Origin of the sequence: Erwinia sp. 9145 (genome assembly GCF_000745075.1) — a bacterium.
Classification (GTDB): Bacteria; Pseudomonadota; Gammaproteobacteria; order Enterobacterales; family Enterobacteriaceae; genus Erwinia; species Erwinia oleae.
Window position 1 is genome coordinate 1,406,534 of record NZ_JQNE01000001.1, and the last position, 23,944, is coordinate 1,430,477.

Below are 23,944 nucleotides of genomic sequence, written 5' to 3' on the forward strand. Positions count from 1 at the left end.
TTTTTTATGTTTCCGATAAACCTTTACTGGCTGACAACCACCAGCTTCTGGTTAACAAATTCCTTAATGCCTAAATCGGAAAGCTCCCGTCCGTACCCGGAACGTTTCACGCCGCCGAAAGGCAGTTCTGCCGCAGTGTTGCTGGCGGAGTTGATATAAACCATGCCGGTTTCGATACGGGAAGCGAGCGTTTTACCGCGTTCAATGTTATTGGTGAAGACCGCACCGCCCAGGCCGTAATGTGAGTCGTTAGCCAGCGCAACCGCGTCATCATCATTTTTGACTACGTAGACCTGCGCTACCGGGCCAAAGAACTCTTCAAACCATGCCGGATTATCGCGAGTGATGCCGGTTAAAATAGTGGGTTCGTAAAAGCAACCTTCGCCCGCAACGGCTTTTCCGCCGAGATGCAGTTTCGCGCCCCTGGCAACGGCCTCATCCACCTGTTTTACCAGCGTATCTCGCGCGGAAGCGGAAGAGAGCGGGCCGAGCGTCGTGCTTTCATCCAGGGGATCGCCGATTTTTACTTCACGAAATGCCTGGGTGAATTTTTCCAGAAAGGCATCGGCCACTTTTTCATGAATAATAAAGCGTTTCGCTGCGGTGCAGACCTGTCCACAGTTGCTCAGGCGCGCGCCGACGCCAGCCGCAACGGCTTTATCGAGATCGCAATCGTCCAGCACCATAAAGACATCGTTACCGCCCAGTTCCAGCGTGGTTTTTTTCAGGTATTTTCCTGCCTGCTGCGCGACGGCGCTCCCGGCACGCTCTGAGCCGGTCAGGGCCGCGCCTTTGACGCGATCGTCTGCGATCAGGTCAGCAATTTGCTCGTTACTGACGAACAGGTTTGTCCATGCCCCCTCCGGCGCGCCCGCTTCTTTTACCAGCGCTTCAAACAGCGTTGCGCAGTGCGGGACGTTAGCTGCATGCTTCGCCAGCACCGGGTTGCCCGCCGCCAGATTTGGCGCCAGCACACGCATGAGCTGGTAGTACGGGAAATTCCACGGTTCGACGGCCACCAGCACGCCAATCGGATGATTCTCAACCCAGGCTTCGCCCAGATCGGTTGGATATTTTGTCGGGGCCAGGAAGCGCCCGGCATTTTCCGCGTAGTAGCGGGCGATCTGCGCGCAAAGCTTCACTTCGCTGCGGCTCTGGGCAATCAGTTTACCCATTTCGGTGCTGGCAACTTTCGCCAGCTCTTCAACCCGGCTGTCGATCAGGTCGGCCATCTTCTTCAGAACCTGAAGACGTGGCTGTATCGGGCCTTTCGACCAGGCCGAATGGAAAAGATTATCAGCAGCGGTTAATGCCTGCCCAACCTGTTGAGCGCTGTGTGCGGGCCAGGACTTGATCAGTTTATTACTGGCGGGATTAATGGTCTGGTAAGACATTGTTGCGCTCCTTTCACTGTTTTCTGCCCGGTTGTGGGCTTTGACGTGGGTAAGCGTAGTAAAAGGAGCGCTGATTACTCAACGTAACTATGTTGAAAGGAGAATTATCTGTATGCACAAAAAGAAAAAAGGCGGGTAGACCCGCCTTATTTTAATCCGGACAATTAAACGTTTTTACGTTCGACGACCTTGTTGTCCCAGGTCAGCTCGTTGGCGTCCGTTTTTTCAAATGCGCGGATCAGCACATCATCGCTGCCCTGTTGCTCCCAAATTTCTTCGGCAAGCTTTTCATCATAATCCGCCACTTCAAAAATGGCCTCAGCAATTTCCGGGGACGTTGCGCGCAGGCTTGCCCACTCTCCTACACGATGCTCTTTAGATTGTTGCGTTGCCATAATATTCTCCTGATGAGTTTATCCATTGAGTTTAACGGCCAGACCAGCGACCAGTTGTCCCTGATAGCGGGCAATATTTAATTCGGCCTCGCTGGGCTGTCGGGAACCATCGCCCCCTGCAAGCGTGGTCGCACCATAAGGCGTGCCGCCGCGCACCTGCGAAATATCAAAAAGCTCTTTTGCACCGTAGCCAATGGGCACAATCACCATGCCGTGATGGGCGAGGGTGGTCCAGGTGGAAGAGATGGTATGCTCCTGACCGCCACCGGTGCCGGTAGAAGAAAATACGCTGGCAAGTTTCCCTTGCAGCGCGCCGGAAGCCCAGAGCCCGCCGGTGCGATCGAGAAAAGTACGCATCTGTCCTGCCATGTTACCGAAGCGGGTTGGTGTACCGATTATGATCGCATCGTACTGCGGCAGCTCTTCCGTGGTTGCAATCTCCGCCGACTGATCGGTTTTGCCGCCCACCTGGGCAAATCGTTCGGCGTCCATTGTTTCCGGGACGCGTTTAATGGTGACGTCTACGCCCTCAACGCCTTTTGCGCCTTCGGCCACGGCCTGCGCCATTGTCTCGATATGACCGTACATGGAGTAATAAAGAACTAAAATTCGTGCCACCGTCTCTCTCCTTGAAAATAGGTTTTAAATATACGCAAAAACGGCTGGCACCTGCGTGCACAGCCGTTCAGTTACGATTTTTTTGGGGACTTTTGCGAATTATCAGAGGGCATTTTATCACCTGATTCAGGCGCATTCCGCGGGTCATCCTTCGCGATTGGACGCTTTTCTGATTCAGCCATAGCACGCTCCTTATCATTGTGGTTGATGAATGTTTCACTGATTAAGTATAGAAGATCGGTGTGACTCTGCTGTGTCTGCGCTGTGGCCAGGTGTTTCATACCCAACAAAAAAAGAGTCTTAACAGCAGGTTAAAAAAATCATTACCACTAAAAAAACAGCGTTTTTACGCGTAATAGATTAAATTACGCGCGCTTTATCTCAGTCATCTATGCTTAATAATGCGTCAGGGGAATAAAATTCTGAACGCGAACGCAGGTAAACTCAGTGATACTTATTGGCACTTAACCGTTTAACGATTTGGAGGTGAGAAATGGCAGAACATCGTGGTGGATCTGGAAATTTCGCTGAAGACCGAAAAAGAGCGTCAGAAGCGGGACGTAAAGGTGGCAAAGTCAGCGGAGGAAACTTCAAAAACGATCCTCAACGGGCTTCAGAAGCCGGAGTGAAAGGGGGACGCAACAGCCGTGGAAATCGGGAGACCGCAGAATAACGCTGAACGTATTTTTATCCGGCGGCGACGGGACGCTGATATAACGTCATCCCGTCGCCGAACGGCTTCGGTTATCCTTTTTTACGCTTTCGCAGCCACCAGCCAATACTCAGCATTACAAACCACAGCGGCGTAACCATCAGCGCCTGTCGTGTATCCTCTTGTAGCGTCAACAACACCAGTACAAAAGCAAAAAAAGCTATGCAAACCCAGCACATAATTATTCCAGCCGGCATTTTGTAGGTGGACTCTATGTGCTGCTGCGGACGCTGCTTCCGCCACGCCAGGTAGGAGCAAAGAATGATCGTCCATACAAACATAAAGAGTATGGCCGACACGGTGGTGACCAGCGTAAACACCGTCATCACGTTGGGGATCAGATAGATCAGCGCCACGCCGGCAAGCAGACAAAAACAGGAGAAAAACAGGCCGGTTGTGGGCACTGCGCGCCCTGAAAGAAGACCAAAACGGCGATGCGCCACGCCCTGTTGCGCCAGACCATACAGCATACGGCTGGTTGAAAAAATACCGCTGTTGGCAGATGAAGCCGCTGAAGTCAGCACCACAAAGTTGACGATACTGGCGGCAGCGGGCAGACCGATCAATACAAACATCTCAACGAACGGACTGCGATCGGCGACAACCTGGTCCCACGGCGTTACCGCCATAATCACCAGCAGCGACAGAACGTAAAACATAATAATGCGTAGCGGTATCGCGTTAATGGCACGCGGCAACACGGTTTTCGGATCGTGCGTTTCTGCGGCGGCGGTGCCGACCAGTTCGATACCGACAAAGGCGAATACCGCTATCTGAAAGCCCGCAAAAAAGCCGCTCAGGCCTTTGGGGAACATCCCGCCATGACTCCAGATATTACTCAGCGCAGCGGTACCTCCGCCGGGCGAAGGGAAATGCATGGCAACCAGAACAATACCCACCGCAATCAGCGCGATAATGGCGATGATTTTAATGATGGCGAACCAGAACTCCATTTCGCCAAATAATTTCACCGTCGCGATATTCAGCGTCAGGAAAACGACGACGCAGAGCAGGGCGCTCATCCAGATGGAAAAGTCGGGAAACCAGAGCTGAAAATAGGCGCTGATGGCAACCACGTCGGCAATGCCGGTCACCACCCAACAAAACCAGTAGGTCCAGCCGGTAAAGTAGCCTGCCCAGGGCCCCAGCAAATCTGCGGCAAAGTCGCTGAATGATTTATATTCCAGATTTGAAAGCAGCAACTCGCCCATGGCGCGCATAACGAAAAACAGCATAAAGCCGATAATCATATAGACAAATATGATTGAAGGGCCGGCCAGGCTGATGGTCTTGCCTGAACCCATAAACAGGCCGGTGCCAATAGCGCCGCCGATAGCGATGAGCTGGATATGACGATTGTGCAGGTTTCGCCGAAGCTCCTCCGGCTTCTCCTCCGCCAAAGGCGTTTTATTTAACTGGTCAACCATTACGAATTATCCGTCCTTTACGTGATGTTGTTTAAGCTCTGAAGGCTTTTATTTAATGAGATAAAAGGCAGTGAGCGAAGACGTGAGTCAGTTCCCGCGACTTAACGCTCAACGCGTTTTTCAGGCGCAAAGCTTAACGCAAATGTAGAGCGGATACAGGTAAAGTTAGGTAGAACCGGCTCGATTGCGCAAAAACACCGCTAAGCTTTTTGAATCAGCCGCCTGGAGGGAGATCCATCACAGATGAAATTTTTGATAACGATTGGCGTTCTGATCCTCTTTGGCGTAGCCATTACGCCGGTGCTGCAACGCTATTTGCCCGCAGCCTGGAATCCCTTCCTGCCGCTCAATGTAACCGACGCGCCTTCATTTATTACACGCTACAAACTTAAGCGGCTTTCTGGCGATCCGGCTGCCTGCCTTGCGGTACTGCAACGCGCGCAGAAAGCAGGCGCTATTCGCTATACAGAACCCGGCTCTGTAGACGGCAACTGCCCGCTTTCATCGCCCGTGCGGGTGGTCAGCTTTGGCGAAGTACGGCTGAGCACCAGTTTCCTGGCAAGTTGTCCGTTAGCATTGAGTTCAGCGATGTATGTCACCCAGGTGGTTAAACCGTTGGCGGCAAGCGAAATGGGCTCGCCGTTGGCGCGTATCGATCATGTGGGGAGCTACGCCTGTCGTAATATTTACCACCGCGCACAGGGCAGGCTGAGTGAGCATGCCACGGCCGATGCGCTGGACGTCACGGCATTTCAACTGAACAACGGCAGACGTATCAGCGTCGCGGGTGCCTGGACTGCGACAAATGCCGCCTCGCCCTGGCTCAAACAGATATTTCAACAAAGCTGCCGCTATTATGGTAATGCGCTGGGGCCTGATTATAATGCCGCCCATGCCGGTCATTTTCACCTTGGTATGCAAGGTTTTGGTATTTGTCGATAAGGCATGCAGCAGGGTTTCAAACAACAGGCAGCCTGTTGGCACCTGAGTCAGCGGCTAATAGGGAAAAAACTGTTTTTTCCAGCATAAAACGCCCGCCGGTGAGCAAGCGGGCCACTCTTACCTGAATAAAAGTGCAATCGCCAGGTTAACAAGCCCGGAAAATGCCAGTATTAAAAAAAGCAGAGAAAAAAATTTGATTTAATTGCGTGTGTCGACATTGAAAACCGTTTACAGCAGCCTCACTGTATTTTGTACTAAATATATGCGCGGTCTTAAACCGGAACCGGATTTTCAGCGTGCCAGAGCCAGCCATTGTTATAATCATGAGCGCATTAATTTATAAAAATATAGCTTATAGCCAGAGAGTCTCTGTTCAGGCCGCGCTGTTAACGCCAGGGGGAGGAATTGAGCGTGTAAAAGCCTTATGAACAGAGTGCAAAACGTTCGCTTCACTTTTATTGAGACCAAAAATTTTTCTTGAATGGTGCTGATTGCGCGATGAGGCGGCATGTAAAATCAACGATACGCAGACCTTGCAGACAGTGGCGAATCCTCAGGTCTTCCGGGATGTGGGCTGTCAACGCCTTAACGGATGGCTGTTCTGCTTTGAATGATTAACCTCAATTTAGTGATACTCTCTTAAAATTAATGCATTTGATAAAGCCAAATTGGACAAAAGGATTTTATTGATATAGCTATTAATGGGTTACTCATTGATCTAAGCCAAATTTCTTTTTAGATGAAAAAAATTGATTAACTGGCTCAAAAAATTTAGACCTTATCAGGTATGAAATAATGTCAAAAATATTGAATATTTCCAGGAAAAATCCTATTCTTGTTCCATTAAGAGAGCTGCTCAGAGGCAGGTGGTTACAGACAGGGAGCACAGGAATAATTGTCTGTTAACGCGAACATTGCGCCGGGCTGAGTTGATGATACATTTTTTGCGAAGCCGGAAGCGACGGAAGCCGCTTTATTTTCCGTCTCACCTTAGCGTCTGTAATTAACTGTTACGGAAGTGGAATTTTGTTTTGCGGAGAAGCCCTGACCTGTCGGATAAGGGAAAGTCTGCCATTTCGATGAGGCGTTAATGACTGCTGAAGATTATTTCAGTTGGCGCAATGAAATGCGGTTCAGTTTTCATCATGCTCAAAATGGCGCTGATGTAATTTATCTTATTGAACAGCAGATCCAAATGCTGGGGTTTGAATATTATGCTCTGTATATTCGTCATCCCATACCTTTTACCCGGCCGAGGATTTTCATATACAGTAATTATCCTAAAAAATGGGTTCGGATTTATCAGAAAGAAAAGTTTGCGGAAAAAGATCCCGTAATCCGGCATTGTCTGATGCCCGGGAAAATATTGTTATGGAATGATGACCTTGTTAGTGAAGGGCAGGGTGTGTTTGAAGCAGCAAAAAAACACGGAATTCATTCGGGTTTTTCCTGCTCATCCATGACTAAAAATCGTGCCCTGTGTATTTTATCGGTCGCTTCGGAAAAGACATTTGATAACAGTGGGTTGACAGAAGAAAAGCAGCTAAAGATACAGCATCTGATGGTGGCGATGCTTGAAGCACTACAGCGGGTAAATGATATATCGGTATCGGTTCTGGACATGGAATTAAGTCAGCGTGAGCTGGAAATACTTAAATGGACGGCAGAAGGTAAAACCTCTGTGGAAATATCGTTGATCCTCTCCATCTCTGAACATACCGTTAATTTTCACCAAAAAAATATGCAAAAGCGATTTAATGCGACAAACAGAACCCAGGTAGCCACCTATGCTGCGGCAATCGGACTACTCTGAACAGCGCAGCAACTACTAAATTTAGTAGTTTCGTATTGCTAATTGGTTGTCTACCCTGCGCCGGGGTTGCAGCCCCTGCTCAAGCCGTCAGGAGCGGCATTCACGAAGGAATGCGGGAGAGGAATTATAATGAAAATCATTCAAACAAAGCTGAAGGATATGCCTTCCTCTTTACTGGCTGAACTGGGCAGCTATCGTTACAGCGTGTATGCGCGGGAAGAGGGATGGTCGATACCTTCGCGGCTCAGTACGCCGGGCCAGGAATACGATCGCTTTGATCGCTCGGATGTAACCTGGATAATCGCATGGAATGCCCAGCATGGCATCTGTGGCTGCGCGCGTTTGATTGAGTGGCACAGGCCGGAGGGAGAGGTGCTGGAGGAGGCGGGAGAAAAACCGGCGCTTCCGCATGCGTTACCGATCTGGGAGATGTCACGTTTCTCCGCCAGGCTTGATATCGATGCCACGCTACCTTTGAGTATTTTATGGCACAGCGTGCAGTTGGCAGAACAGTCCGGCGTAAAATATCTGTACAGCGCCGCCACGCCCATGCTGGAACAGATGTTTGCAGAAAACAACGTGGTTTATGCGCCGTTGTCTGCCGGTGTTATCCAGTCGGAGGATAATCTGTTTGCCATCAGCATTCCGGTTGAGCAGCCTCACCTGGCTGCTAAGTTCCACGGTGCACGGCGTTTCAGTCCGGCGGAAGTGCTGCCTTCGCTGGGCGTCTCTGCTAACTGGAATAAAACGCGTTAGGCGCGCCGTCTGGCCTGTAAAAATCAGTACTCAGGCGGCCGCGACCCGGGTAGCGCCTTAAAGGGTAAGCCTGTTGTCACGGCCGGTCTGAAAAGTTATCACTCTGGCTCGTTGAGGCGCGATCGACGGGCCTCATCGGACACGGAAAACTATTTGCGATAGGCTTCTTTAATCTGCCCGATCGTATCAGTAAATACGTCGGCCTGACGGCGATCGGTGAGCTGATTAATATATTTTTCCATATTAATTATCACCTTACCTGCATCGGCCTGGCCCATTCCTTTCAGCATAAATGTGACCAGCGCCTTCATACAGGCCATCTCTTCGGCCAGGGTTTTTGTCTCTTCACTGGTTGAAAAGTCAGTATTGCTCATAGTTACTCCTTATCAGTCACTATCATTTCACCAGCGCAAAATGCGGCTGATAACGTTGATTAATAACAAGTATATCACATAATCATCACATAAATCGGTAACCTGTATGATAATGACGCGATGCCGCCGCGCAAACTAATTTTATGTTCAACCCACCCGCAAAAAGAGGTAAGATCTCTGACCTGAAAAATGCCCAAATGTGTATGGCATTACTCATCTGGAGACACCGGTTTGATTAGCGTTCTTCTTGTTGATGACCATGAACTCGTTCGCGCCGGGATCCGCCGTATACTGGAAGATATTAAAGGCTTTCACGTTGCGGGAGAGGCAAGCTGCGGTGAAGATGCGGTAAAGTGGTGTCGCTCAAACAGCGTCGATGTGGTGCTGATGGATATGAATATGCCGGGGATCGGCGGACTCGAAGCAACGCGAAAAATTGTGCGCTACCGCCCCGACATCAAAATCATCATGCTCACCATTCATACCGAAAATCCCCTGCCTGCGCGCGTCATGCAGGCCGGTGCTGCCGGCTATCTCAGTAAAGGCGCCGCGCCGCAGGAGGTGGTCAGCGCCATTCGATCCGTTAACGCCGGTCAGCGCTATATCGCTTCTGATATTGCTCAGCAGATGGCGCTCAGCCAGATAGAACCGCAGAAAACCGATTCGCCTTTCGGGAGTTTGTCGGAACGTGAATTACAGATTATGCTGATGATCACCCGGGGCCAGAAAGTGGCGGAAATTTCCGAACACCTCAACCTGAGCCCAAAAACCGTCAACAGCTACCGCTATCGTATGTTCAGCAAGCTTAATATCAGCGGCGACGTTGAATTAACGCACCTTGCCATCCGCCACGGCCTGTTCAATCCGGAGTCGTTAATCAGTAGTGAATGATGTATTTGATGCGCCATCCTTCCTGAAATCCGTAACCAGCCAGCCGGGCGTCTATCGTATGTACGATGCGGGCGGCACGGTTATCTATGTGGGCAAAGCAAAAGATCTCAAAAAGCGGCTTTCCAGCTATTTCCGGGTCAATCCGGGTAGCCGAAAAACCGAAGCGCTGGTCGCGAGTATCCGGCAGATTGATGTCACCGTGACGCATACCGAAACGGAAGCGCTGCTGCTTGAACACAACTACATCAAGCTTTATCAGCCGCGCTACAACGTACTGCTGCGCGACGACAAATCCTATCCTTATATATTTCTCAGCGGCGACACCCATCCACGGCTGGCCAGCCATCGTGGTGCAAAACATGTGAAGGGCGAGTATTTTGGCCCGTTTCCCAACGGTTACGCCGTGCGTGAAACCCTGTCGCTGTTGCAGAAAATTTTTCCGATCCGCCAGTGTGAAAACAGCGTCTACCGCAACCGTTCGCGTCCGTGTCTGCAATACCAGATCGGACGCTGCCTTGGGCCGTGCGTCGCCGGGCTGGTCTCGGAGGAAGAGTATGCGCAGCAGGTGGCGTGGGTACGCCTGTTTCTTTCCGGCAAAGACGATCAGGTGTTGAATCAACTGGTTGGAATGATGGAAGCGGCCAGTCGTGAGATGCGTTTTGAAGAAGCGGCGCGATTGCGCGATCAGATTCAGGCGGTGCGCCGCGTCACGGAAAAGCAATTTGTATCGAACAATGGCGACGATCTGGACGTGATTGGCGTTGCCTATGACGCGGGCATGGCCTGCCTGCATGTGCTTTTTATTCGCCAGGGCAAGGTGCTGGGCAGCCGCAGCTATTTCCCAAAAGTGCCGGGAGATACCGAATTGTCGGAGGTGGTGCAAACCTTTGTCGGCCAGTTTTATCTCCAGGGGAGCCAGGCACGCACGCTGCCATCCGATATCCTGCTGGACTTTGCGCTGCCGGAAAAAACGCTGCTGGCGGATTCGTTGACCGAACTCGCCGGACGTCGCGTCTCCATTCAAAGCAATCCACGCGGCGACCGGGCGCGCTACATGAAACTCGCGCGCACTAACGCCAGCACGGCGCTCACCAGCAGGCTTTCTCAGCAATCAACTATTCATCAGCGGCTTACTGCGCTGGCTGGCGTACTGAAGCTGCCCGACATCAAACGCATGGAGTGCTTTGATATCAGCCATACGATGGGGGAGCAGACCGTTGCTTCCTGCGTGGTGTTTGACAGTAATGGCCCGCTGCGCGCGGAGTATCGCCGCTATAACATCACCGGTATTACGCCGGGTGATGACTATGCGGCGATGAATCAGGTGCTGCGTCGCCGCTATGGTAAAGCGCTGGAAGAGAGCAAAATTCCGGATGTGATCCTGATTGATGGCGGAAAAGGGCAGCTCGGTCAGGCGAAAAAAGTATTTGCCGAACTGAATGTCGAGTGGGATAAGTCACATCCCATTTTACTCGGCATTGCTAAAGGCACCGACCGTAAAGCCGGACTGGAGACGCTGTTCTTTGAACCGGAAGGTGAGGGTTTCTCCCTGCCGCCTGATTCGCCAGCGCTGCATGTCATTCAGCATATTCGTGACGACTCTCACAATCATGCAATTACCGGGCATCGCAATAAACGCGCGAAAGCGAAGAACACCAGCGCGCTGGAATCAATTGAGGGGATAGGGCCAAAAAGGCGCCAGCAGCTGCTGAAATACATGGGCGGCCTGCAACCGTTGATGAACGCCTCGGTGGATGAAATTGCCAGCGTTCCGGGAATATCCCATGCGCTGGCAGAGAAAATCTTCCATTCGCTGAAACACTAAGCATTGCAACCCTTCGGGCAATGTAGGAACATAAGGACAAATTCTACCCTGCCCAGACAGTTAGCGTATCTATGCATCTTAATATTCCGACGTTGCTTACACTGTTTCGTGTCGTGCTGATCCCCTTCTTTGTTCTGGCGTTTTATCTGCCTTTTCAGTGGGCTCCCCTGGCGTGCGCGCTCATTTTTATTGTCGCAGCTATTACCGACTGGTTCGATGGCTATCTGGCTCGCCGCCTGAAGCAAACGACGCGTTTTGGCGCTTTCCTCGACCCGGTAGCTGACAAGGTGATGGTGGCGATCGCGCTGGTGCTGGTGGCGGAGTATTTTCATTCCTGGTGGATCACGCTGCCGGCGGCAACGATGATTGCCCGCGAGATTATCATTTCTGCACTGCGGGAGTGGATGGCGGAGATAGGCAAGCGCAGCAGCGTGGCGGTCTCCTGGATTGGTAAAGTGAAAACCACCGCGCAGATGCTGTCGCTGGTGGCGCTGCTCTGGCGTTATGACACGATGGTGATCGGCATTGGCGTGGTGGCGTTCTATATCGCCGCAGTGCTCACCTTCTGGTCAATGTTCCAGTATCTCAATGCAGCACGCGGCGACCTGTTTGAAGGGTGACGCCGTAAAAAGCAGCAAACGGACAGAAAGTGAGGATTATTTTATTGACTCGTTCGACCAGGTCAGTAGAATGCAACGCATCGAAAGGCAGTGTGTTTGCCAGAAGATAAAGTAAATCAGCAGCTTCTGTTCATTCAGGTTCGTTGATAAAGGCGGGAATAGCTCAGTTGGTAGAGCACGACCTTGCCAAGGTCGGGGTCGCGAGTTCGAGTCTCGTTTCCCGCTCCAGATTTGGCTCTCAGGCGTTGCCTGGCAGCGAAGCAGTTACGGCGCGTTGGCAGAGTGGCCATGCAGCGGATTGCAAATCCGTCAACCTCGGTTCGACTCCGGGACGCGCCTCCACTTTATACCCTGCCCGGGTGGTGAAATCGGTAGACACAAGGGATTTAAAATCCCTCGGCTTTATGGCTGTGCGGGTTCAAGTCCCGCCCCGGGCACCACGCCGAATATTCAATAAAAATAAAGTAATATGAGCAATGTTGATACCGCCGTAAGGCGGTTTTTTTGCGTCTGAAATCTACCTTTCCTGATATTATCCGTTCTTTTTCTGACCACCTGCAACAGGCACGAGGGTGATTTCGCCCTGGCCGCGTGCCGCGCTCATCCGCTTATCAGACGCATGAAGGCAAAAAAAAAGCCCGCAATGTGCGGGCTGAGCAGAAAAAGTGCTGTGTGTATTCTTAGTATTATCCTGAAAATACGACCTCAGGTAATGATGTTATCGGCCTGCAAAATTAAATACTTGAGTTTGGTGCACAAAAAAACCGGCCGGTACGGCCGGCAAAATTATTGTGCTTAACACTACACTCACGCGCATTCATCAGTGCGCGTAGGAGAAGTAGTGTAGTCGGCCATGCAAAATCAGAGTGTAAGAATTATGTAATAGTGAAAAATTTGAAACGACATAGTCTGAATTTGCCTTTCCGCCGAAAAAAAACGGGCGGTAAGCCGATTCTGCCCGCGTATTTTCAGGTTTTTTTGCAATTATACCTGCCACAGACGAAAAAAAGCCCACCACCAGGGCGGGCTTCTTCTCACTTGCCAGATGGTAGGAGCATCTGACATGTTCAGAATTCAATTCATCTCTAAAAAATCCCGCGTTACACGGGAAATAATTTACAAGGGTAATCCAAAATCTCAGCTCATCAGAGATGAGAACACCCAGCATACAGTGATATAGCGTAATAGATATGCCTGAGAAGCGCTCAGCCACGATTAAGCACGTAATGGGTGTCCGACTGGCAAAAGCGTCAGGTTGCATGCGCAGAGAAGATGAGCCGGACTGGCTATAATAAGTGCTTGTGGGTAAAAGGGCCTGCGGGTTGACCCTTTTTGAATATCAGTTACCGTTATACCAGTCAATAAAGCGAAACACCCCGCGGTAGAACGATAAAATGCCAATCAACATGAAGAAAAGAATAATAAAATCAGTAGGGTAACAAATTAAATTCGATGTTTTAACACTACTTACAGCTACTATTTGCTGGAATGTGTATAAGCTCAGCATGGCTGTAATAAAGTTGCGATGTTTTTTATGCTGGGGATGTTCACTGTGGAAAAGTGAATTGATCAACTCTTTTACCCTCCGCCAGACGTATTGCACTATATAGCGAGAGCCGTTGCCAAAGAGAGTGGTGAGCGCGCTGAAACGCGATAATCTTTTCATCGTATATCCCTATTTTGTTCCAGGAGCCCTCCGGCTCTCTGACAATTCATACCTCAACACATCGCGGTGTGCAATAGCGTTTTTACGAGGTTTTCCGGTTAAAACCTCGCAAAAATAACCCGTTGCGAGCGGGCTCGCAATTCGCTGCTTTTATATTCCCCACAGACTAAAAAATTTGTGAAGTAAATCATCCTGTCGGTTTTCGCCTTTAATAATCTCCTGAGGCAGAAATGGCTGTCAGCGCGAATGCCCGCCGATGCCCGGCGGGAAAAACGTCATCAGCAGCGGAAGCGCCGAAAACATCATCAACGCCGCACCTGCGCCTGCGGCGTCATAGATCACGCCAAAAATCACCGAACCCGCGATTTGTCCCGCTGCCAGCATAAAGAAAGCGGTAGCGACGCCAGCCGCGGGCGCATTTGCGGTGGCGGACGCGCCGCAAACCAACAGGACGCCTGACAGGGTGACATAGCCGGCCCCGCATAACGCAACGGCAGGAAACAGCCACCAGGAGAAGTGATGGCTCAGCGCAAGGAGTAACAGTGGCGCTGCCATACACAGTTGAGAAAGCCGGTAAATCTGTATCAGGCCGGTACGCGCCGCGACGGGCCCGGTTAGCGCGCCGACAATGCCCGCGCCGCCGCTTACCAGCCATAGCGCGCTGGTGAGCGTATCGTTAACGTTGATATGCTGGCGCAGCACATCCGGGCCGAAACTCCACCAGGCCGCACTGGCCATGCCGCTGATAAAAGCAGTTGTCCCCAGCCGCGCAATGGATTTTTGCAGCAGCGTTGCCCGCCAGCTCACTTTCTCATTGCCGCGTGCCGGGCGCCCGGCAGGCAGATAGCGCAGCGTGGGGATAACACAGATCAGTGCGATAACAGCGAAGAGAAGGCAGGCTGCGCGCCAGCCGCCGGGCATAAACAGAAGTATCGGCACCGAGAAAATAATCCCGGCGCTGGTGCCGGCGTTGATAATGGTGTTCACCTGCGGCTGCCGTTTTATATCGATCATCAGGCTTACCGCATCGGCCAGCGCTGGCGAGGCAAGCCCGGCACTCAGACCTGCGATAAACAGTCCGTTCGCCAGCATCAATGGGGAAGAGGATAAGGCCAGCAGCAGCAGACCAACCGCGGCACAAAGCGCGGCGATGATGGCCGGCAATCGCGGGCCGATGCGCTGCGCCAGCAGTGATGCCGCAATGATGGAAACACAATAGGCCGCAAAACTACAGGCCGTTAGCACGCCAGCCAGCCGGGAACTGAAAGGAATATCGTGGGCAACCTCTGGCAGCATCAATCCCCAGGAAAATCTGGCCATGCCATAGGTGACGGCAATCAGTGAGAAACCGGTCACGCCGAGCGCGGCGGACGCTCTCACAGGCACCTCTTATTTGCAGCGATAAGCAGGCTCGCGGCTTCACCGGCGCGGCTGGCTGCCTCTGCGCCAATAAGTAACGCAGAGGTAATCGCGCCTTCAAACAGAATCCACACGGCATCGGCGAGGGCGCCGTTTGGTTCGCCGCAGGCATGAGAGACGCAGGCTGCGATGTAGTCACGCATGGCGTAGCGATAATCGAGCGCCAGCGCCGACAGCCGCAGATCCTGCTGCGCATATTCGCCCCACACTTTCAGAAAAAAGCACCCCAGCGCACCGTGCTCCTGCATCCACTGGTCGAAGGTGGTAAAGAGATGAGGGATAGCCTTCGGGTGGTCGGGCGCGTGCAGCGCCGCAAAGAAACGGGCTTTACGCTCGTCCATTACCGCTTCGGTCAGCGCTTCCCGCGAGGGGAAGTAGCGATAGAGCGTGCGGGTGGAGACCTTCGCTTCGCTGCAAATCCTGTCGGTGCTGGTGGCGTGGAAGCCGTTGGTATAAAACAGCCGCTCGGCGGCCCGGATGATGTCATGTTTTTTATTCATCCTTAAAAAGTAAACCGATCGTTTTACTTTGGCAAGTTTGTTGTTAAGAGTGGTTTTAAAAGACATTAACGTCTATCTTTCACCTCACTCAGTCATCGTGGGAAGTAAATATGAAGACGCTAATGGTTTTACTGGCCTGCCTGATTGTTTCCGGCTGCTCCGGAATGGGGGCGTTTATTCCGTCCAGCGACGTCTGCCCGAATGGTATCGACAGCGTTACCGGCCAGTGCAGATAACCGGAATTAACCGAACAGCTTCAGCTTCGCCGTCAGCTTGCGCAGCGCTTTTTTTTCACCGGTAATACCGATGCCCAGATGATGCAGTTGCGCCTCGGGGATCTCACTGACCGCCTGACTGAACGCCGCGTAGTCGACGGTCATCTGTCCTTCAACAGGAAACAAAATCACGTCAAACTGTCGTTCGCGGCACGCCTCAACCAGCGATCGTAGCTGGTCATTGCTGGCAGTTAACACCGGAATGCCGACCGGGATCAGTCCTGGCCAGACAGAACCATTGCCGTCGACCAGTTCCGGGCCAACAAAATGCGGATGACGCTGACCCAACGTCAATGAAATCACCGCTGCCGCGTTGGCGGCCTTACCGGCGGGCAAATCTGAATTAAGGATGACAACACAGCGTAAATCGCTCATCTGACTCTTCTCCATGCAGGTGAAAAGTGCAGGGTAGCGTTGCATGTCGCTTCAGTCTGGAAGATTTGTGCAGCGTTGGTAGCGGGCTGGCGTCAGTTGATAAGCGCGTCGAAACCAGCGCCCCAGATGACTTTGGTCGGCGAAACCTGACCGTGCGGCCACGTCGGCGGGCGCAATGCCCGCAGCCAACAGGCGACGCGCATGGGTTAACCGCAGCTGGATAAGCCATGCGTGAGGCGGCAGACCAAACGCGGCCTGAAATTCGCGCGAAAGTCGAAAGCGATCGACCCCCAACGCGACCGCCATATCGCTCAGCCCGATGTTGTCGGCAAGGCGATCCTGCATAAAGGCCCGCGCCTGATGCGCCAGAGGGTTGTCATGATAAATCCGTTGCGGTTTCCGCCAGTACGAATGGCGCGTCAGCGCGGAAAAAAGTTGCCCCAGCGCGGCCTCTCTGACCATTTTTCCTTCCCCGTCGTGGAGCATTTGAAACGCGTCGAACGTGGCGCGGGCAAGCCCGACATCGCCGGAAAGCGTGCGGGCAAACAGCAGCTCAACGCTTTGCGGCGCGTCAGTGAACTGATCGAGAAGCTGCTGGCGAACGAAAGCGGGATCGAGATAGAGCATACGATAGGTAAAGCCCTGCTCATCGATCGCGTCGCCGTCATGCAGTTCGCCAGGCTCCAGCATAAACACGGTGCCGGGGCGGCTGCGGTGCTGTTTGCGGCGTGAGTGGAACTGCTGCACGCCCTGTTCGGTGACACCAATCAGATAGCTGTCGTGCCAGTGCGGATCGTAAGCGTGTCCGGTAAAATGCGCCCGGATGGCTTCAATCGGCATATCTGCATCTCTGGAAAGCTCCAGCCAGGTGGGCTGATCCATTCGTGCTGTTCTCGCGTCAGGGCTAAACCCGTAAGGTAATCCGGAATCGCCGTGATGAGCAACCCATGAAGCGCCTTTGCCTCTGCAATCTGTGGATGTTCTGCTAGATTTAATCGGGAATGGAGGCGCGACTGCGCTGTCGCGACGAGCCTGACGCCACCTTCACAATTACCCTTAACATTGATTATAATCAGCGGCTCTACTTCGTTAGAGTTCTAATTATCAGGTCTCTACATTTTGAATGCTTCCGAACTCAATTTTTCCCGGCTGCTGCACCTTACCGCGCATGCCTGGCGTCAGGCGATCGATCGTCGTGTTAAGGAGAACGGTCTCAGCATGAGTAGCTGGATGGCGGTCGCCACGCTTGCCGTTCAGGAAACCCCCTTAACGCAGAAAGAGCTGGCGCAGGCGCTGGGGCTTGAGGATGCCAGTGTGGTACCGCTTATCGATCGCCTGGTCAGGCAGGAGCTGGTGGTGCGGGTTCAGCCGGGCGATGACCGTCGTAAGCGGCTGCTGCACGTCACTCCGCAGGGTAACGCGCTCTACGACAAGTTAAAAATTGAAGCGGACAGTCTGCGACGCGAGCTGCTGGCAGATATTCATCCCCAGGAACTGGCGATCACCCAGCGCGTGCTACAACGTCTGTTGACCGCGACCGAGGCGAAATAGCATGCGTGGAGACAGGCCCGATCCCTTTGCACCGCGCGAATGGGCGCCGGGTGAGAAGCCCATGTTGCCCGGTTCGCCCTCGACGCCGCTGCATCCGACGCCCAGGCGCATCGCTTTTGGCATTATCGGCCTGCTGATCGCCATCACCGGCGCGCTGAGCAACGCGCTGGTGACCGCGAATCTGACCAATCTTCAGGGCGTTTTCGGCGCGTACAGCAACGAAATCGCCTGGCTGCCCGCGGTTTACGTCATGGGCAACATCTCAATCAACCTGCTGCTGGTGAAGTTTCGCCAGCAGTTTGGCCTGCGCGTATTCACCGAGGCCTTTCTGGTGCTTTACGTGCTGGTCTCGTTCTTTCACCTGCTGGTGAACGATCTCAGTTCAGCGATTGCGGTGCGTGCCGCGCATGGCATGGTGGGAGCGGCGCTCAGCTCGCTCGGCATCTACTATCAGATTCAGGCATGGCCGGCGAAGCATCGCCTGAAGGCGCTGACCATCGGTATGTGCGCCTCGCAGCTGGCCATTCCGCTGGCGCGTCTGTTTTCCTCGGAGCTGCTTCAGCTTGAGCAGTGGCGCGGGCTTTATCTGTTTGAGCTGGGTTTAGCGATGATCTGTCTTGGCGCGGTGCTGGTGCTGAAGCTGCCGCCGGGCGACCGCATTAAAGTCTTTGAGAAAAAAGACTTTCTGACCTTTTTCCTGATGGCGCCGGGCATGGCCTTGCTCTGCGGCGTGCTGTCGCTGGGGCGCATCGAATGGTGGACGAGTACGCCGTGGCTCGGCGTCTGCCTGGCGCTGGGGCTGGTACTGATCGTGGCTGCGGTGGTGCTGGAGCATAACCGCAGCAACCCGCTGATTAACACCCGCTGGCTGCGTACCGGGGCGATTTTTCGCTTTGGCATCGTGATGATCATGCTGCGCGTCACCCTGGCGGAGCAGAACACCGGCGCGATTGGCTATCTGCAACAGATCGGCCTGCTTAACGATCAGATGCAGGGGCTGGCGCTGGCAATCCTGGCGGGCGTGGCGACCGGCATCGTGGTAAGCGCGCTGACCATTAACGTTAAGCATCTCAGCTGGCCCATTGTGGTGTCGCTGGTGCTGATTATGATTGCGTCGCTGATGGATTCGCAGTCCAGCCCGTTGACGCGCGCCAACAACATGTACTTCAGCCAGTTTCTGCTCGGTTTCAGCAGTACTTTCTTTATTGCGCCCGCCCTGCTGCTGAACATCGGCAGCGTGGTGACGCAGCCGAAAAATCTGGTGAGCCTGGTGGTGCTGTTCGGCATGAGCCAGAACCTGGGCGGTCTGATGGGCTCGGCGCTGCTGGGCACCTTTCAGGTCTGGCGCGAAAAATATCACTCCAGCCTGCTTGGCGACCAGCTTTCATACCTCAATCCGTTTGTCACCGAGCGGCTGACGCAGTACACCAACTTATACGCTACTTTTCTTGATGACGGCACGCTGCGCAGCGCACAGGGCGCGGCACAGCTTCAGACGGCGGCAACCTTACAGGCCAACGTGCTGGCCTGGAACGATACCTATATGCTTACCGCCGGCATGGCCTTTGTGACCCTGATTTGGGTTTTATGGCGTCTTTCGCGGCTGCGCTACCTTAACTGGCAGCAGGCAAAGCGCGAGGCGGAAGCGGAACGGCGTGCAATGCTACAAACGACTACTTCACTCAGTATGGAGAAACAATGAGCCAGCAGGAGCAAAGCCAGATTTCAGAACGCGAACGGACCAACAAACTGCGCATTTTATCGATCGCGTTCGGTGCAGGGATCGCCATTGTTGGCGTACTGGTCATTTTGTACGCGTGGCAGCTGCCGCCGTTCACCAGCCAGACGCAATCTACTGAAAACGCCTACGTGCGCGGCCAGATAACCTTTATCAGCCCGCAGGTTAGCGGCTATGTGACGGCGGTCAATGCGCTGGACTATCAGCCGGTGCACAAAGGCGACGTGCTGATGACCATTGACGATCGCATTTATAAACAGCGCGTTCACCAGGCGCAGGCGCAAGTGGCGATGAAAAAGGCCGCGCTGGCGAACAACATCCAGCAGCGACGCAGCGCGGCGGCGGTGATTGAGCGCAACAAGGCCGCGCTTGATAATGCTAAAGCGCAGGCGGTGAAAAGCGGCCTGGATCTGAAACGCGTGGAAAATCTTGTCTCAGACGGTTCGCTGTCGATCCGCGAGCGCGACGCGTCTCGCGCCAGCCACAGCCAGACCGACGCCGACGTGCAGCAGGCGAAAGCCACGCTGGAAGTTTCACGTCAGGATCTGCAAACCTCGGTGGTCAATCAGGCTTCACTTGAGGCGGACGTCGCGAACGCGCAGGCCTCGCTGGAACTGGCGCAAATCGATCTCAACAATACCAAAATCATCGCGCCGCGCGACGGCCAACTGGGGCAGATCGCCGTGCGGCAGGGCGCTTATGTGACGGCGGGTACACGTCTCACCTCGCTGGTGCCGGATCAGCTGTGGGTGGTCGCCAACATGAAAGAGACGCAGATGGCGCGTATCCGGCCCGGCCTGCCGGTCACCTTTACGGTAGATGCGCTGGATGGCGAACAGTATCAGGGCGTCGTCGAATACATTTCGCCTGCGGCGGGTTCAGAGTTCAGCGCCATCTCGCCGGACAACGCCACCGGCAACTTCGTTAAAATCGCCCAGCGCATTCCGGTGCGTATCAACATCACCAGCGACAATGCGGCGCGCCTGCGGCCCGGCATGTCGGTGGAGGTGAATATTGATACGGCGGCAGAGCCGCAAAATCGGGAGAAGAAGTGATGCGCTATCGCAATTTTTTATCAGGCGCTCTCTGCATCGCGACGCTGGCCGGCTGCGCTACCCACGTTGAGAAAGCGCCACAGGCGCTGCCGATCCCGGCACAGTGGCGCGGCCAGGTCGGGCCGTCGGCACCGGTAGAAATGGGCTGGTGGCGGGCGTTTGGCGACGCCGATTTAAACCGACTGGTGGATCAGGCACTGCGTAACAATCTGGACATTCTCACTGCCCGCTCACGGGTCGATCAGTACCGTGCCGAACTGCGCGCGGCGCAGGGCGATAATTTCCCCACGCTCGACGCGGGCGTCAACGTCGCCCATTCGCGCTCGCTATCCTCAGCGACGGGCCAGCCTTACGAAACCGCCGTGTTCCAGGGGCTGTTACAGAGCAATTACGATGTCGATCTCTGGGGCTCAAGACGCAGCAGCATTACTGCCGCAGAAAGCTCGCTGGCCGCTCAGCAGGCCGCAGCAGCGGCGGCGGAGCTGACGGTCGCCAGTTCGGTCGCATCGGGCTACATGACGCTGGTGGCGCTGGATGAGCAGCTACGCGTCACCGAAGCCACGCTGGCCACGCGAGCCGACTCGCTGCGTCTGGCGCAGCGCCAGTTTGAAACCGGCTACACCTCAAAGCTCGAATGGGTGCAGTCCGAATCAGAATATCAAACCGCCAAAGGACAGATCCCGGCGCTGAAACATCAAATCGCTCAGCAGGAGAACGCGCTCAGCATTCTGGCGGGCATGAACCCACGTGAAATCGCCCGTTCACGCCGTTTCGACCGCGTTGCGCCGCAGACGCTGCCTTCACTGTTGCCGTCGGAACTGCTGCGTCGCCGTCCTGATATCGCCCAGGCCGAAAGAACGCTGGTGGCGGCCGACGCCTCGCTGATCTCGTCGCGCGCGAAGCTGCTGCCGTCGCTCAACCTTACCGCCAGCGGCACGCTGCAAAGTTCCAGCCTGCATCAGCTACTGGATAATCCGTTCCGCCTGTGGAGCATCGGCGGCAGCGTGCTGGCGCCCTTACTCAACCGCGAGGCGCTGACGGCGCAGGTTGACGTGGCGATGGCGTCGCGCAATCAGGCGCTTTATGGCTATGAAAAAACCGTGCGCAACGCCTTCAGCGAGGTGAACAACGATCTGGATGCGATTTCGCGCTATCAGGAGCAGCTGGTTGAGCTGCAAAAACAGGAAGAGGTGGTGAGCGAAGCGCTGCGCATTGCGCGCAATCGTTATCAAAACGGTTATGCCTCCTACCTGGACGAGCTGGACGCGCAGCGAACGCTGTTCAGTACGCAGTTAAACCTGGTACAGCTCAAAAACAACCTGCTTCAGGCACAAATCGATCTCTATCGCGCGCTGGGCGGCGGCTGGAAAAATCCTTAAGTTGTTTCCTTTTGCCTGCGCTTTATTCTTTCGTCTTTTTAGCATCGAGTGCTATTATGCGCGCCTTCACGATGAACAAAATCGGGCGCCGCATTTCCCGGGCGTCAGCCCGAATACAGGGAAAATTTGATGAAACGCTTATTATGTTGCGCCGTAGCAATAATGGCGCTGGCGGGCTGCGCGCGCACCGAGCCGGTTAAAAACGTGAAAGAAACCGTTTCTGCAAAGTACAGCGGCGAGCAGATTAAGAAAGCCGTTACAGAAGCTGGCCTGGCGCGTCAGTGGGTGATGCAGCCCGCAGGGCCGGGCGTGATTAACGGCCACCTGATGCAGCGCGGTCACCGTGCCGATATTCGCGTCACCTATGGCACCGGGCAGTACGCGATTGACTATGTCAGCAGTCAGAATTTGCTGGCTGAAAACGGCCAAATCCATCGTAACTACAATCGCTGGATCGCTAATCTCGATCAGGATATTCAACTGCGGTTAGCATCGCAGGGCGTGAATTAAACGATCGAACGCCATACAGGATAAAAATGAGCGGCAGCATGTAAAGATATGGGTCGGCCCGCCGACAACGTATTTACGCTGTCTCTCTGCGAGAACCGTTGATCGCGGCGGTATTATCAGCCGCCGGAGCAGAGTCAAACGGGAAGCGCTGAACGCAGCCAACCCGGCTTGCTCTCTGAAGAAGATCGACGTATGAAATTAGCTTTTACACTTCTCGACTGGCAGGCCAGCGCGCCAGGGCTCAGCGAAACAACCGACTGGCAGCAGTGGGCGTCGCGACCGTTGCAGATGGATGCATCGCTGCCGATGGGGAAGGCGCGCTACCTGCCAATGATGACGGCGCGTCGCCTGACCGGCGGCAGTCGCGCTGCCGTCGACAGCGGCCTGGCGATCATGCAGCGCCAGCGCGTCGACGCCGTGGTGTTCAGCAGCCGTCACGGAGAGCTTGAGCGAAACCTGCGCATCCTGACCGCGCTGCAACGACAGGAGAGCCTCTCGCCAACGGATTTCGCCATGTCGGTGCACAATTCCGCCGTCGGCAGCCTGACCATCGCCGCCGCCGCGCCGGTAATGAGCACGTCGCTCTCGGCGGGCGCCGATACCTTTCAGCAGGCGCTGGTTGAGGTCACCGCACTGCATTCGGCGGGATATCAACAGGTGCTTCTGGTCGATTCTGAAGGTGCCATCCCTGAATTCTATCAGCCGCATTTACCCGCAGGCGCCATGCGCAGCCCTTATGCGGTTGCGCTGCTGCTGGGGCAGGGCGATAACCTCTGCTGTCAGAGCGCGACGTCGGTAAATGCGCCTGACGTTATGCCGCAAAGTCTGCTCTTCCTGCATGCATGGCTGGCCCGCGTTGCCGCTTTTACGATTAACGGCGAGCGGCTGATATGGCGGTGGGCGTGTCGCTATGAATGAAAGAGGCGCATCTGCCGCACGGCTCAACGCCTGCTGGCGGCTGCTGATGACCCTGGTCTGCTTTACGCTGTTCGGGCTGGGCGGGCTGCTGTTATCGCTCTGCTTTAACGTGCTGTTGCTGGTTCAGCGCGATCCGCATCGCCGTCGACGTCTGGCGCGGCGCGGCATCTCCTTCAGCTTCCGCTGTTTTTTACGCACCACGCGCGCGCTGGGCGTGCTGGATTATCGTATTGACGGCGCTGAACAACTTAAAACCGACCGGCGATGTCTGGTGGTCGCAAACCACCCTACGCTGATTGATTACGTGCTGCTGGCTTCGGTCATGCCGGACGTGGACTGTCTGGTCAAGGCGGAGCTGCAACGCAATCCGTTTGTCTGCGGGGTAATCCGCGCCGCCGATTACCTGGTGAACAGCCAGGCGGAGACGCTGCTGCCGGACTGTCGCAGACGGCTGGATAACGGCGATGCCATTTTGATTTTTCCCGAAGGCACCCGCACCCGCTACGGCGAGGCGCTGAAGCTTCAGCGCGGCGCGGCCAATATCGCCGTGCGTAGTCGCTGCGATTTGCGTATTGTGCATATTCGCTGTACGCAAAAATTTCTTGATAAACAGAGCCGCTGGTATCAGGTGCCGGCGGCAAAACCGCTGTTCACGGTCAGCGTCCGCGATCGTATCGACAGCGTGCCTTTTACCGTGGGAAACGAGGAGGCGCTGCCGCTGGCCGCGCGTCGTCTGACCCACTTTTTGCAGCATGCGCTTACGCCAGAGCATCAATAAAGAATCGGAACAG

At 54.3% G+C, this 23,944-nt stretch carries 25 protein-coding genes and 3 tRNA genes; 18 read left to right on the plus strand and 10 right to left on the minus strand.

Going from position 1 to position 23,944, the window contains the following annotated elements:
- Positions 1-23: 23 nt before the first annotated feature.
- From FA91_RS06910 to wrbA, 3 genes are all read right to left on the minus strand, one after another.
- The gene (locus tag FA91_RS06910; protein ID WP_034913925.1) at positions 24-1,394 is read right to left on the minus strand and encodes an NAD-dependent succinate-semialdehyde dehydrogenase; all 1,371 of its coding nucleotides are present in this window, start codon (positions 1,392-1,394) and stop codon (positions 24-26) included.
- A 164-nt stretch (positions 1,395-1,558) separates the two neighbouring features.
- Entirely contained in the window at positions 1,559-1,789 is a 231-nt protein-coding gene (locus tag FA91_RS06915) for a YccJ family protein (protein WP_034913927.1), read from the minus strand.
- Between the two features lie 18 nt (positions 1,790-1,807).
- Positions 1,808-2,407 carry an NAD(P)H:quinone oxidoreductase gene (wrbA, locus tag FA91_RS06920; protein ID WP_034913929.1) on the minus strand — a complete coding sequence of 200 codons (600 nt, stop codon included), beginning with the start codon at positions 2,405-2,407 and terminating at the stop codon, positions 1,808-1,810.
- 493 nt (positions 2,408-2,900) lie between these two features.
- Between wrbA and FA91_RS20435 the strand changes: the two genes are divergently transcribed.
- The gene (locus FA91_RS20435; RefSeq protein ID WP_072016872.1) at positions 2,901-3,080 is read left to right on the plus strand and encodes a general stress protein; all 180 of its coding nucleotides are present in this window, start codon (positions 2,901-2,903) and stop codon (positions 3,078-3,080) included.
- Between the two features lie 71 nt (positions 3,081-3,151).
- Here the strand turns inward: FA91_RS20435 and cycA are convergent, their stop codons facing one another.
- Entirely contained in the window at positions 3,152-4,546 is a 1,395-nt protein-coding gene (gene cycA, locus FA91_RS06925; RefSeq protein ID WP_034913933.1) for a D-serine/D-alanine/glycine transporter, read from the minus strand.
- A 252-nt stretch (positions 4,547-4,798) separates the two neighbouring features.
- On the opposite strand from cycA, the gene FA91_RS06930 reads away from it, so the two are divergent.
- The 3 genes from FA91_RS06930 (at position 4,799) to FA91_RS06940 (ending at position 8,057) form a co-directional block, all read left to right on the plus strand.
- A complete protein-coding gene (locus tag FA91_RS06930) occupies positions 4,799-5,488 on the plus strand; it encodes an extensin family protein (protein WP_197060516.1) in 690 nt (229 codons plus the stop codon).
- 1,090 nt (positions 5,489-6,578) lie between these two features.
- Positions 6,579-7,301: a transcriptional regulator SdiA gene (sdiA, locus tag FA91_RS06935; protein ID WP_034913938.1), complete on the plus strand. Its 723-nt coding sequence runs from the start codon at positions 6,579-6,581 to the stop codon at positions 7,299-7,301.
- A 129-nt stretch (positions 7,302-7,430) separates the two neighbouring features.
- Entirely contained in the window at positions 7,431-8,057 is a 627-nt protein-coding gene (locus FA91_RS06940; protein WP_034913942.1) for an acyl-homoserine-lactone synthase, read from the plus strand.
- A 149-nt stretch (positions 8,058-8,206) separates the two neighbouring features.
- Here the strand turns inward: FA91_RS06940 and FA91_RS06945 are convergent, their stop codons facing one another.
- Positions 8,207-8,431, minus strand: coding sequence for a DUF2594 family protein (locus FA91_RS06945; protein ID WP_034913944.1), 225 nt, complete (start codon positions 8,429-8,431; stop codon positions 8,207-8,209).
- A gap of 231 nt (positions 8,432-8,662) precedes the next feature.
- Here FA91_RS06945 and uvrY point away from each other — a divergent pair, with 231 nt between their 5' ends.
- The 6 genes from uvrY to FA91_RS06975 all read left to right on the plus strand — a co-directional run bounded on the left by uvrY (position 8,663) and on the right by FA91_RS06975 (position 12,207).
- Positions 8,663-9,322, plus strand: coding sequence for a UvrY/SirA/GacA family response regulator transcription factor (uvrY, locus tag FA91_RS06950; RefSeq protein ID WP_034913946.1), 660 nt, complete (start codon positions 8,663-8,665; stop codon positions 9,320-9,322).
- Positions 9,315-11,147, plus strand: a complete 1,833-nt coding sequence (gene uvrC / locus FA91_RS06955) for an excinuclease ABC subunit UvrC (protein WP_034913948.1) — start codon at positions 9,315-9,317, stop codon at positions 11,145-11,147. The genes uvrY and uvrC overlap by 8 nt, the downstream gene beginning before the upstream one ends.
- Before the next feature lie 71 nt (positions 11,148-11,218).
- A complete protein-coding gene (gene pgsA, locus FA91_RS06960) occupies positions 11,219-11,767 on the plus strand; it encodes a CDP-diacylglycerol--glycerol-3-phosphate 3-phosphatidyltransferase (protein ID WP_034913951.1) in 549 nt (182 codons plus the stop codon).
- A 152-nt stretch (positions 11,768-11,919) separates the two neighbouring features.
- A tRNA-Gly gene (locus FA91_RS06965) sits at positions 11,920-11,995 on the plus strand.
- 40 nt (positions 11,996-12,035) lie between these two features.
- Positions 12,036-12,109, plus strand: a tRNA-Cys gene (locus FA91_RS06970).
- Positions 12,110-12,120: 11 nt separating this feature from the next.
- Positions 12,121-12,207: transfer RNA gene (locus FA91_RS06975), tRNA-Leu, on the plus strand.
- 899 nt (positions 12,208-13,106) lie between these two features.
- On the opposite strand, the gene FA91_RS06980 is transcribed toward FA91_RS06975, so the two are convergent.
- The 3 genes from FA91_RS06980 to FA91_RS06990 form a co-directional block, all read right to left on the minus strand.
- Entirely contained in the window at positions 13,107-13,433 is a 327-nt protein-coding gene (locus FA91_RS06980) for a hypothetical protein (protein ID WP_034913952.1), read from the minus strand.
- A 237-nt stretch (positions 13,434-13,670) separates the two neighbouring features.
- On the minus strand, positions 13,671-14,813 hold the full coding sequence (locus tag FA91_RS06985) for an MFS transporter (protein ID WP_034913954.1): 1,143 nt from the start codon (positions 14,811-14,813) through the stop codon (positions 13,671-13,673).
- Positions 14,810-15,352 carry a TetR/AcrR family transcriptional regulator gene (locus FA91_RS06990; protein WP_034919050.1) on the minus strand — a complete coding sequence of 181 codons (543 nt, stop codon included), beginning with the start codon at positions 15,350-15,352 and terminating at the stop codon, positions 14,810-14,812. Before FA91_RS06990 ends, FA91_RS06985 begins: the two co-directional genes overlap by 4 nt.
- 110 nt (positions 15,353-15,462) lie before the next feature.
- On the opposite strand from FA91_RS06990, the gene FA91_RS21440 reads away from it, so the two are divergent.
- On the plus strand, positions 15,463-15,588 hold the full coding sequence (locus FA91_RS21440; protein WP_255350081.1) for a hypothetical protein: 126 nt from the start codon (positions 15,463-15,465) through the stop codon (positions 15,586-15,588).
- A 6-nt stretch (positions 15,589-15,594) separates the two neighbouring features.
- Here the strand turns inward: FA91_RS21440 and FA91_RS06995 are convergent, their stop codons facing one another.
- Together FA91_RS06995 and FA91_RS07000 are read right to left on the minus strand one after the other, a co-directional pair.
- Complete coding sequence (locus FA91_RS06995) at positions 15,595-16,002, minus strand: DUF2000 domain-containing protein (protein WP_034913956.1); 408 nt, start codon at positions 16,000-16,002, stop codon at positions 15,595-15,597.
- A 51-nt stretch (positions 16,003-16,053) separates the two neighbouring features.
- Positions 16,054-16,884, minus strand: a complete 831-nt coding sequence (locus tag FA91_RS07000; protein WP_034913958.1) for an AraC family transcriptional regulator — start codon at positions 16,882-16,884, stop codon at positions 16,054-16,056.
- A 237-nt stretch (positions 16,885-17,121) separates the two neighbouring features.
- Between FA91_RS07000 and FA91_RS07005 the strand changes: the two genes are divergently transcribed.
- The 7 genes from FA91_RS07005 to FA91_RS07035 all read left to right on the plus strand — a co-directional run bounded on the left by FA91_RS07005 (position 17,122) and on the right by FA91_RS07035 (position 23,931).
- Entirely contained in the window at positions 17,122-17,553 is a 432-nt protein-coding gene (locus FA91_RS07005; RefSeq protein WP_034913960.1) for a MarR family transcriptional regulator, read from the plus strand.
- 1 nt (position 17,554) lies between these two features.
- On the plus strand, positions 17,555-19,255 hold the full coding sequence (locus tag FA91_RS07010; protein WP_034913963.1) for an MFS transporter: 1,701 nt from the start codon (positions 17,555-17,557) through the stop codon (positions 19,253-19,255).
- The gene (locus tag FA91_RS07015; RefSeq protein WP_034913966.1) at positions 19,252-20,346 is read left to right on the plus strand and encodes an HlyD family secretion protein; all 1,095 of its coding nucleotides are present in this window, start codon (positions 19,252-19,254) and stop codon (positions 20,344-20,346) included. Before FA91_RS07010 ends, FA91_RS07015 begins: the two co-directional genes overlap by 4 nt.
- The gene (locus FA91_RS07020; RefSeq protein ID WP_034913969.1) at positions 20,346-21,725 is read left to right on the plus strand and encodes an efflux transporter outer membrane subunit; all 1,380 of its coding nucleotides are present in this window, start codon (positions 20,346-20,348) and stop codon (positions 21,723-21,725) included. The genes FA91_RS07015 and FA91_RS07020 overlap by 1 nt, the downstream gene beginning before the upstream one ends.
- A gap of 129 nt (positions 21,726-21,854) precedes the next feature.
- On the plus strand, positions 21,855-22,235 hold the full coding sequence (locus tag FA91_RS07025; protein WP_034913971.1) for a lipoprotein: 381 nt from the start codon (positions 21,855-21,857) through the stop codon (positions 22,233-22,235).
- Between the two features lie 192 nt (positions 22,236-22,427).
- A complete protein-coding gene (locus FA91_RS07030) occupies positions 22,428-23,153 on the plus strand; it encodes a beta-ketoacyl synthase chain length factor (protein WP_034913973.1) in 726 nt (241 codons plus the stop codon).
- Positions 23,146-23,931 (plus strand): lysophospholipid acyltransferase family protein, encoded by a 786-nt coding sequence (locus FA91_RS07035; protein WP_034913975.1) that lies wholly within the window; start codon positions 23,146-23,148, stop codon positions 23,929-23,931. The genes FA91_RS07030 and FA91_RS07035 overlap by 8 nt, the downstream gene beginning before the upstream one ends.
- Positions 23,932-23,944: the final 13 nt, after the last annotated feature.

Coding starts and splice junctions, on each gene's coding strand:
- pgsA (WP_034913951.1), top strand. CDS start 11,219: ATGCATCTTAATATTCCGACGTTGCTTACACTGTTTCGTGTCGTGCTG.
- FA91_RS06980 (WP_034913952.1), bottom strand. CDS start 13,433: ATGAAAAGATTATCGCGTTTCAGCGCGCTCACCACTCTCTTTGGCAAC.
- FA91_RS07030 (WP_034913973.1), top strand. CDS start 22,428: ATGAAATTAGCTTTTACACTTCTCGACTGGCAGGCCAGCGCGCCAGGG.
- FA91_RS07025 (WP_034913971.1), top strand. CDS start 21,855: ATGAAACGCTTATTATGTTGCGCCGTAGCAATAATGGCGCTGGCGGGC.
- FA91_RS06995 (WP_034913956.1), bottom strand. CDS start 16,002: ATGAGCGATTTACGCTGTGTTGTCATCCTTAATTCAGATTTGCCCGCC.
- FA91_RS06910 (WP_034913925.1), bottom strand. CDS start 1,394: ATGTCTTACCAGACCATTAATCCCGCCAGTAATAAACTGATCAAGTCC.
- FA91_RS07010 (WP_034913963.1), top strand. CDS start 17,555: ATGCGTGGAGACAGGCCCGATCCCTTTGCACCGCGCGAATGGGCGCCG.
- FA91_RS06945 (WP_034913944.1), bottom strand. CDS start 8,431: ATGAGCAATACTGACTTTTCAACCAGTGAAGAGACAAAAACCCTGGCC.
- FA91_RS07020 (WP_034913969.1), top strand. CDS start 20,346: ATGCGCTATCGCAATTTTTTATCAGGCGCTCTCTGCATCGCGACGCTG.
- FA91_RS06940 (WP_034913942.1), top strand. CDS start 7,431: ATGAAAATCATTCAAACAAAGCTGAAGGATATGCCTTCCTCTTTACTG.
- cycA (WP_034913933.1), bottom strand. CDS start 4,546: ATGGTTGACCAGTTAAATAAAACGCCTTTGGCGGAGGAGAAGCCGGAG.
- FA91_RS07035 (WP_034913975.1), top strand. CDS start 23,146: ATGAATGAAAGAGGCGCATCTGCCGCACGGCTCAACGCCTGCTGGCGG.
- FA91_RS20435 (WP_072016872.1), top strand. CDS start 2,901: ATGGCAGAACATCGTGGTGGATCTGGAAATTTCGCTGAAGACCGAAAA.
- FA91_RS06990 (WP_034919050.1), bottom strand. CDS start 15,352: ATGAATAAAAAACATGACATCATCCGGGCCGCCGAGCGGCTGTTTTAT.
- FA91_RS07015 (WP_034913966.1), top strand. CDS start 19,252: ATGAGCCAGCAGGAGCAAAGCCAGATTTCAGAACGCGAACGGACCAAC.
- sdiA (WP_034913938.1), top strand. CDS start 6,579: ATGACTGCTGAAGATTATTTCAGTTGGCGCAATGAAATGCGGTTCAGT.
- FA91_RS21440 (WP_255350081.1), top strand. CDS start 15,463: ATGAAGACGCTAATGGTTTTACTGGCCTGCCTGATTGTTTCCGGCTGC.
- FA91_RS06915 (WP_034913927.1), bottom strand. CDS start 1,789: ATGGCAACGCAACAATCTAAAGAGCATCGTGTAGGAGAGTGGGCAAGC.
- FA91_RS07000 (WP_034913958.1), bottom strand. CDS start 16,884: ATGGATCAGCCCACCTGGCTGGAGCTTTCCAGAGATGCAGATATGCCG.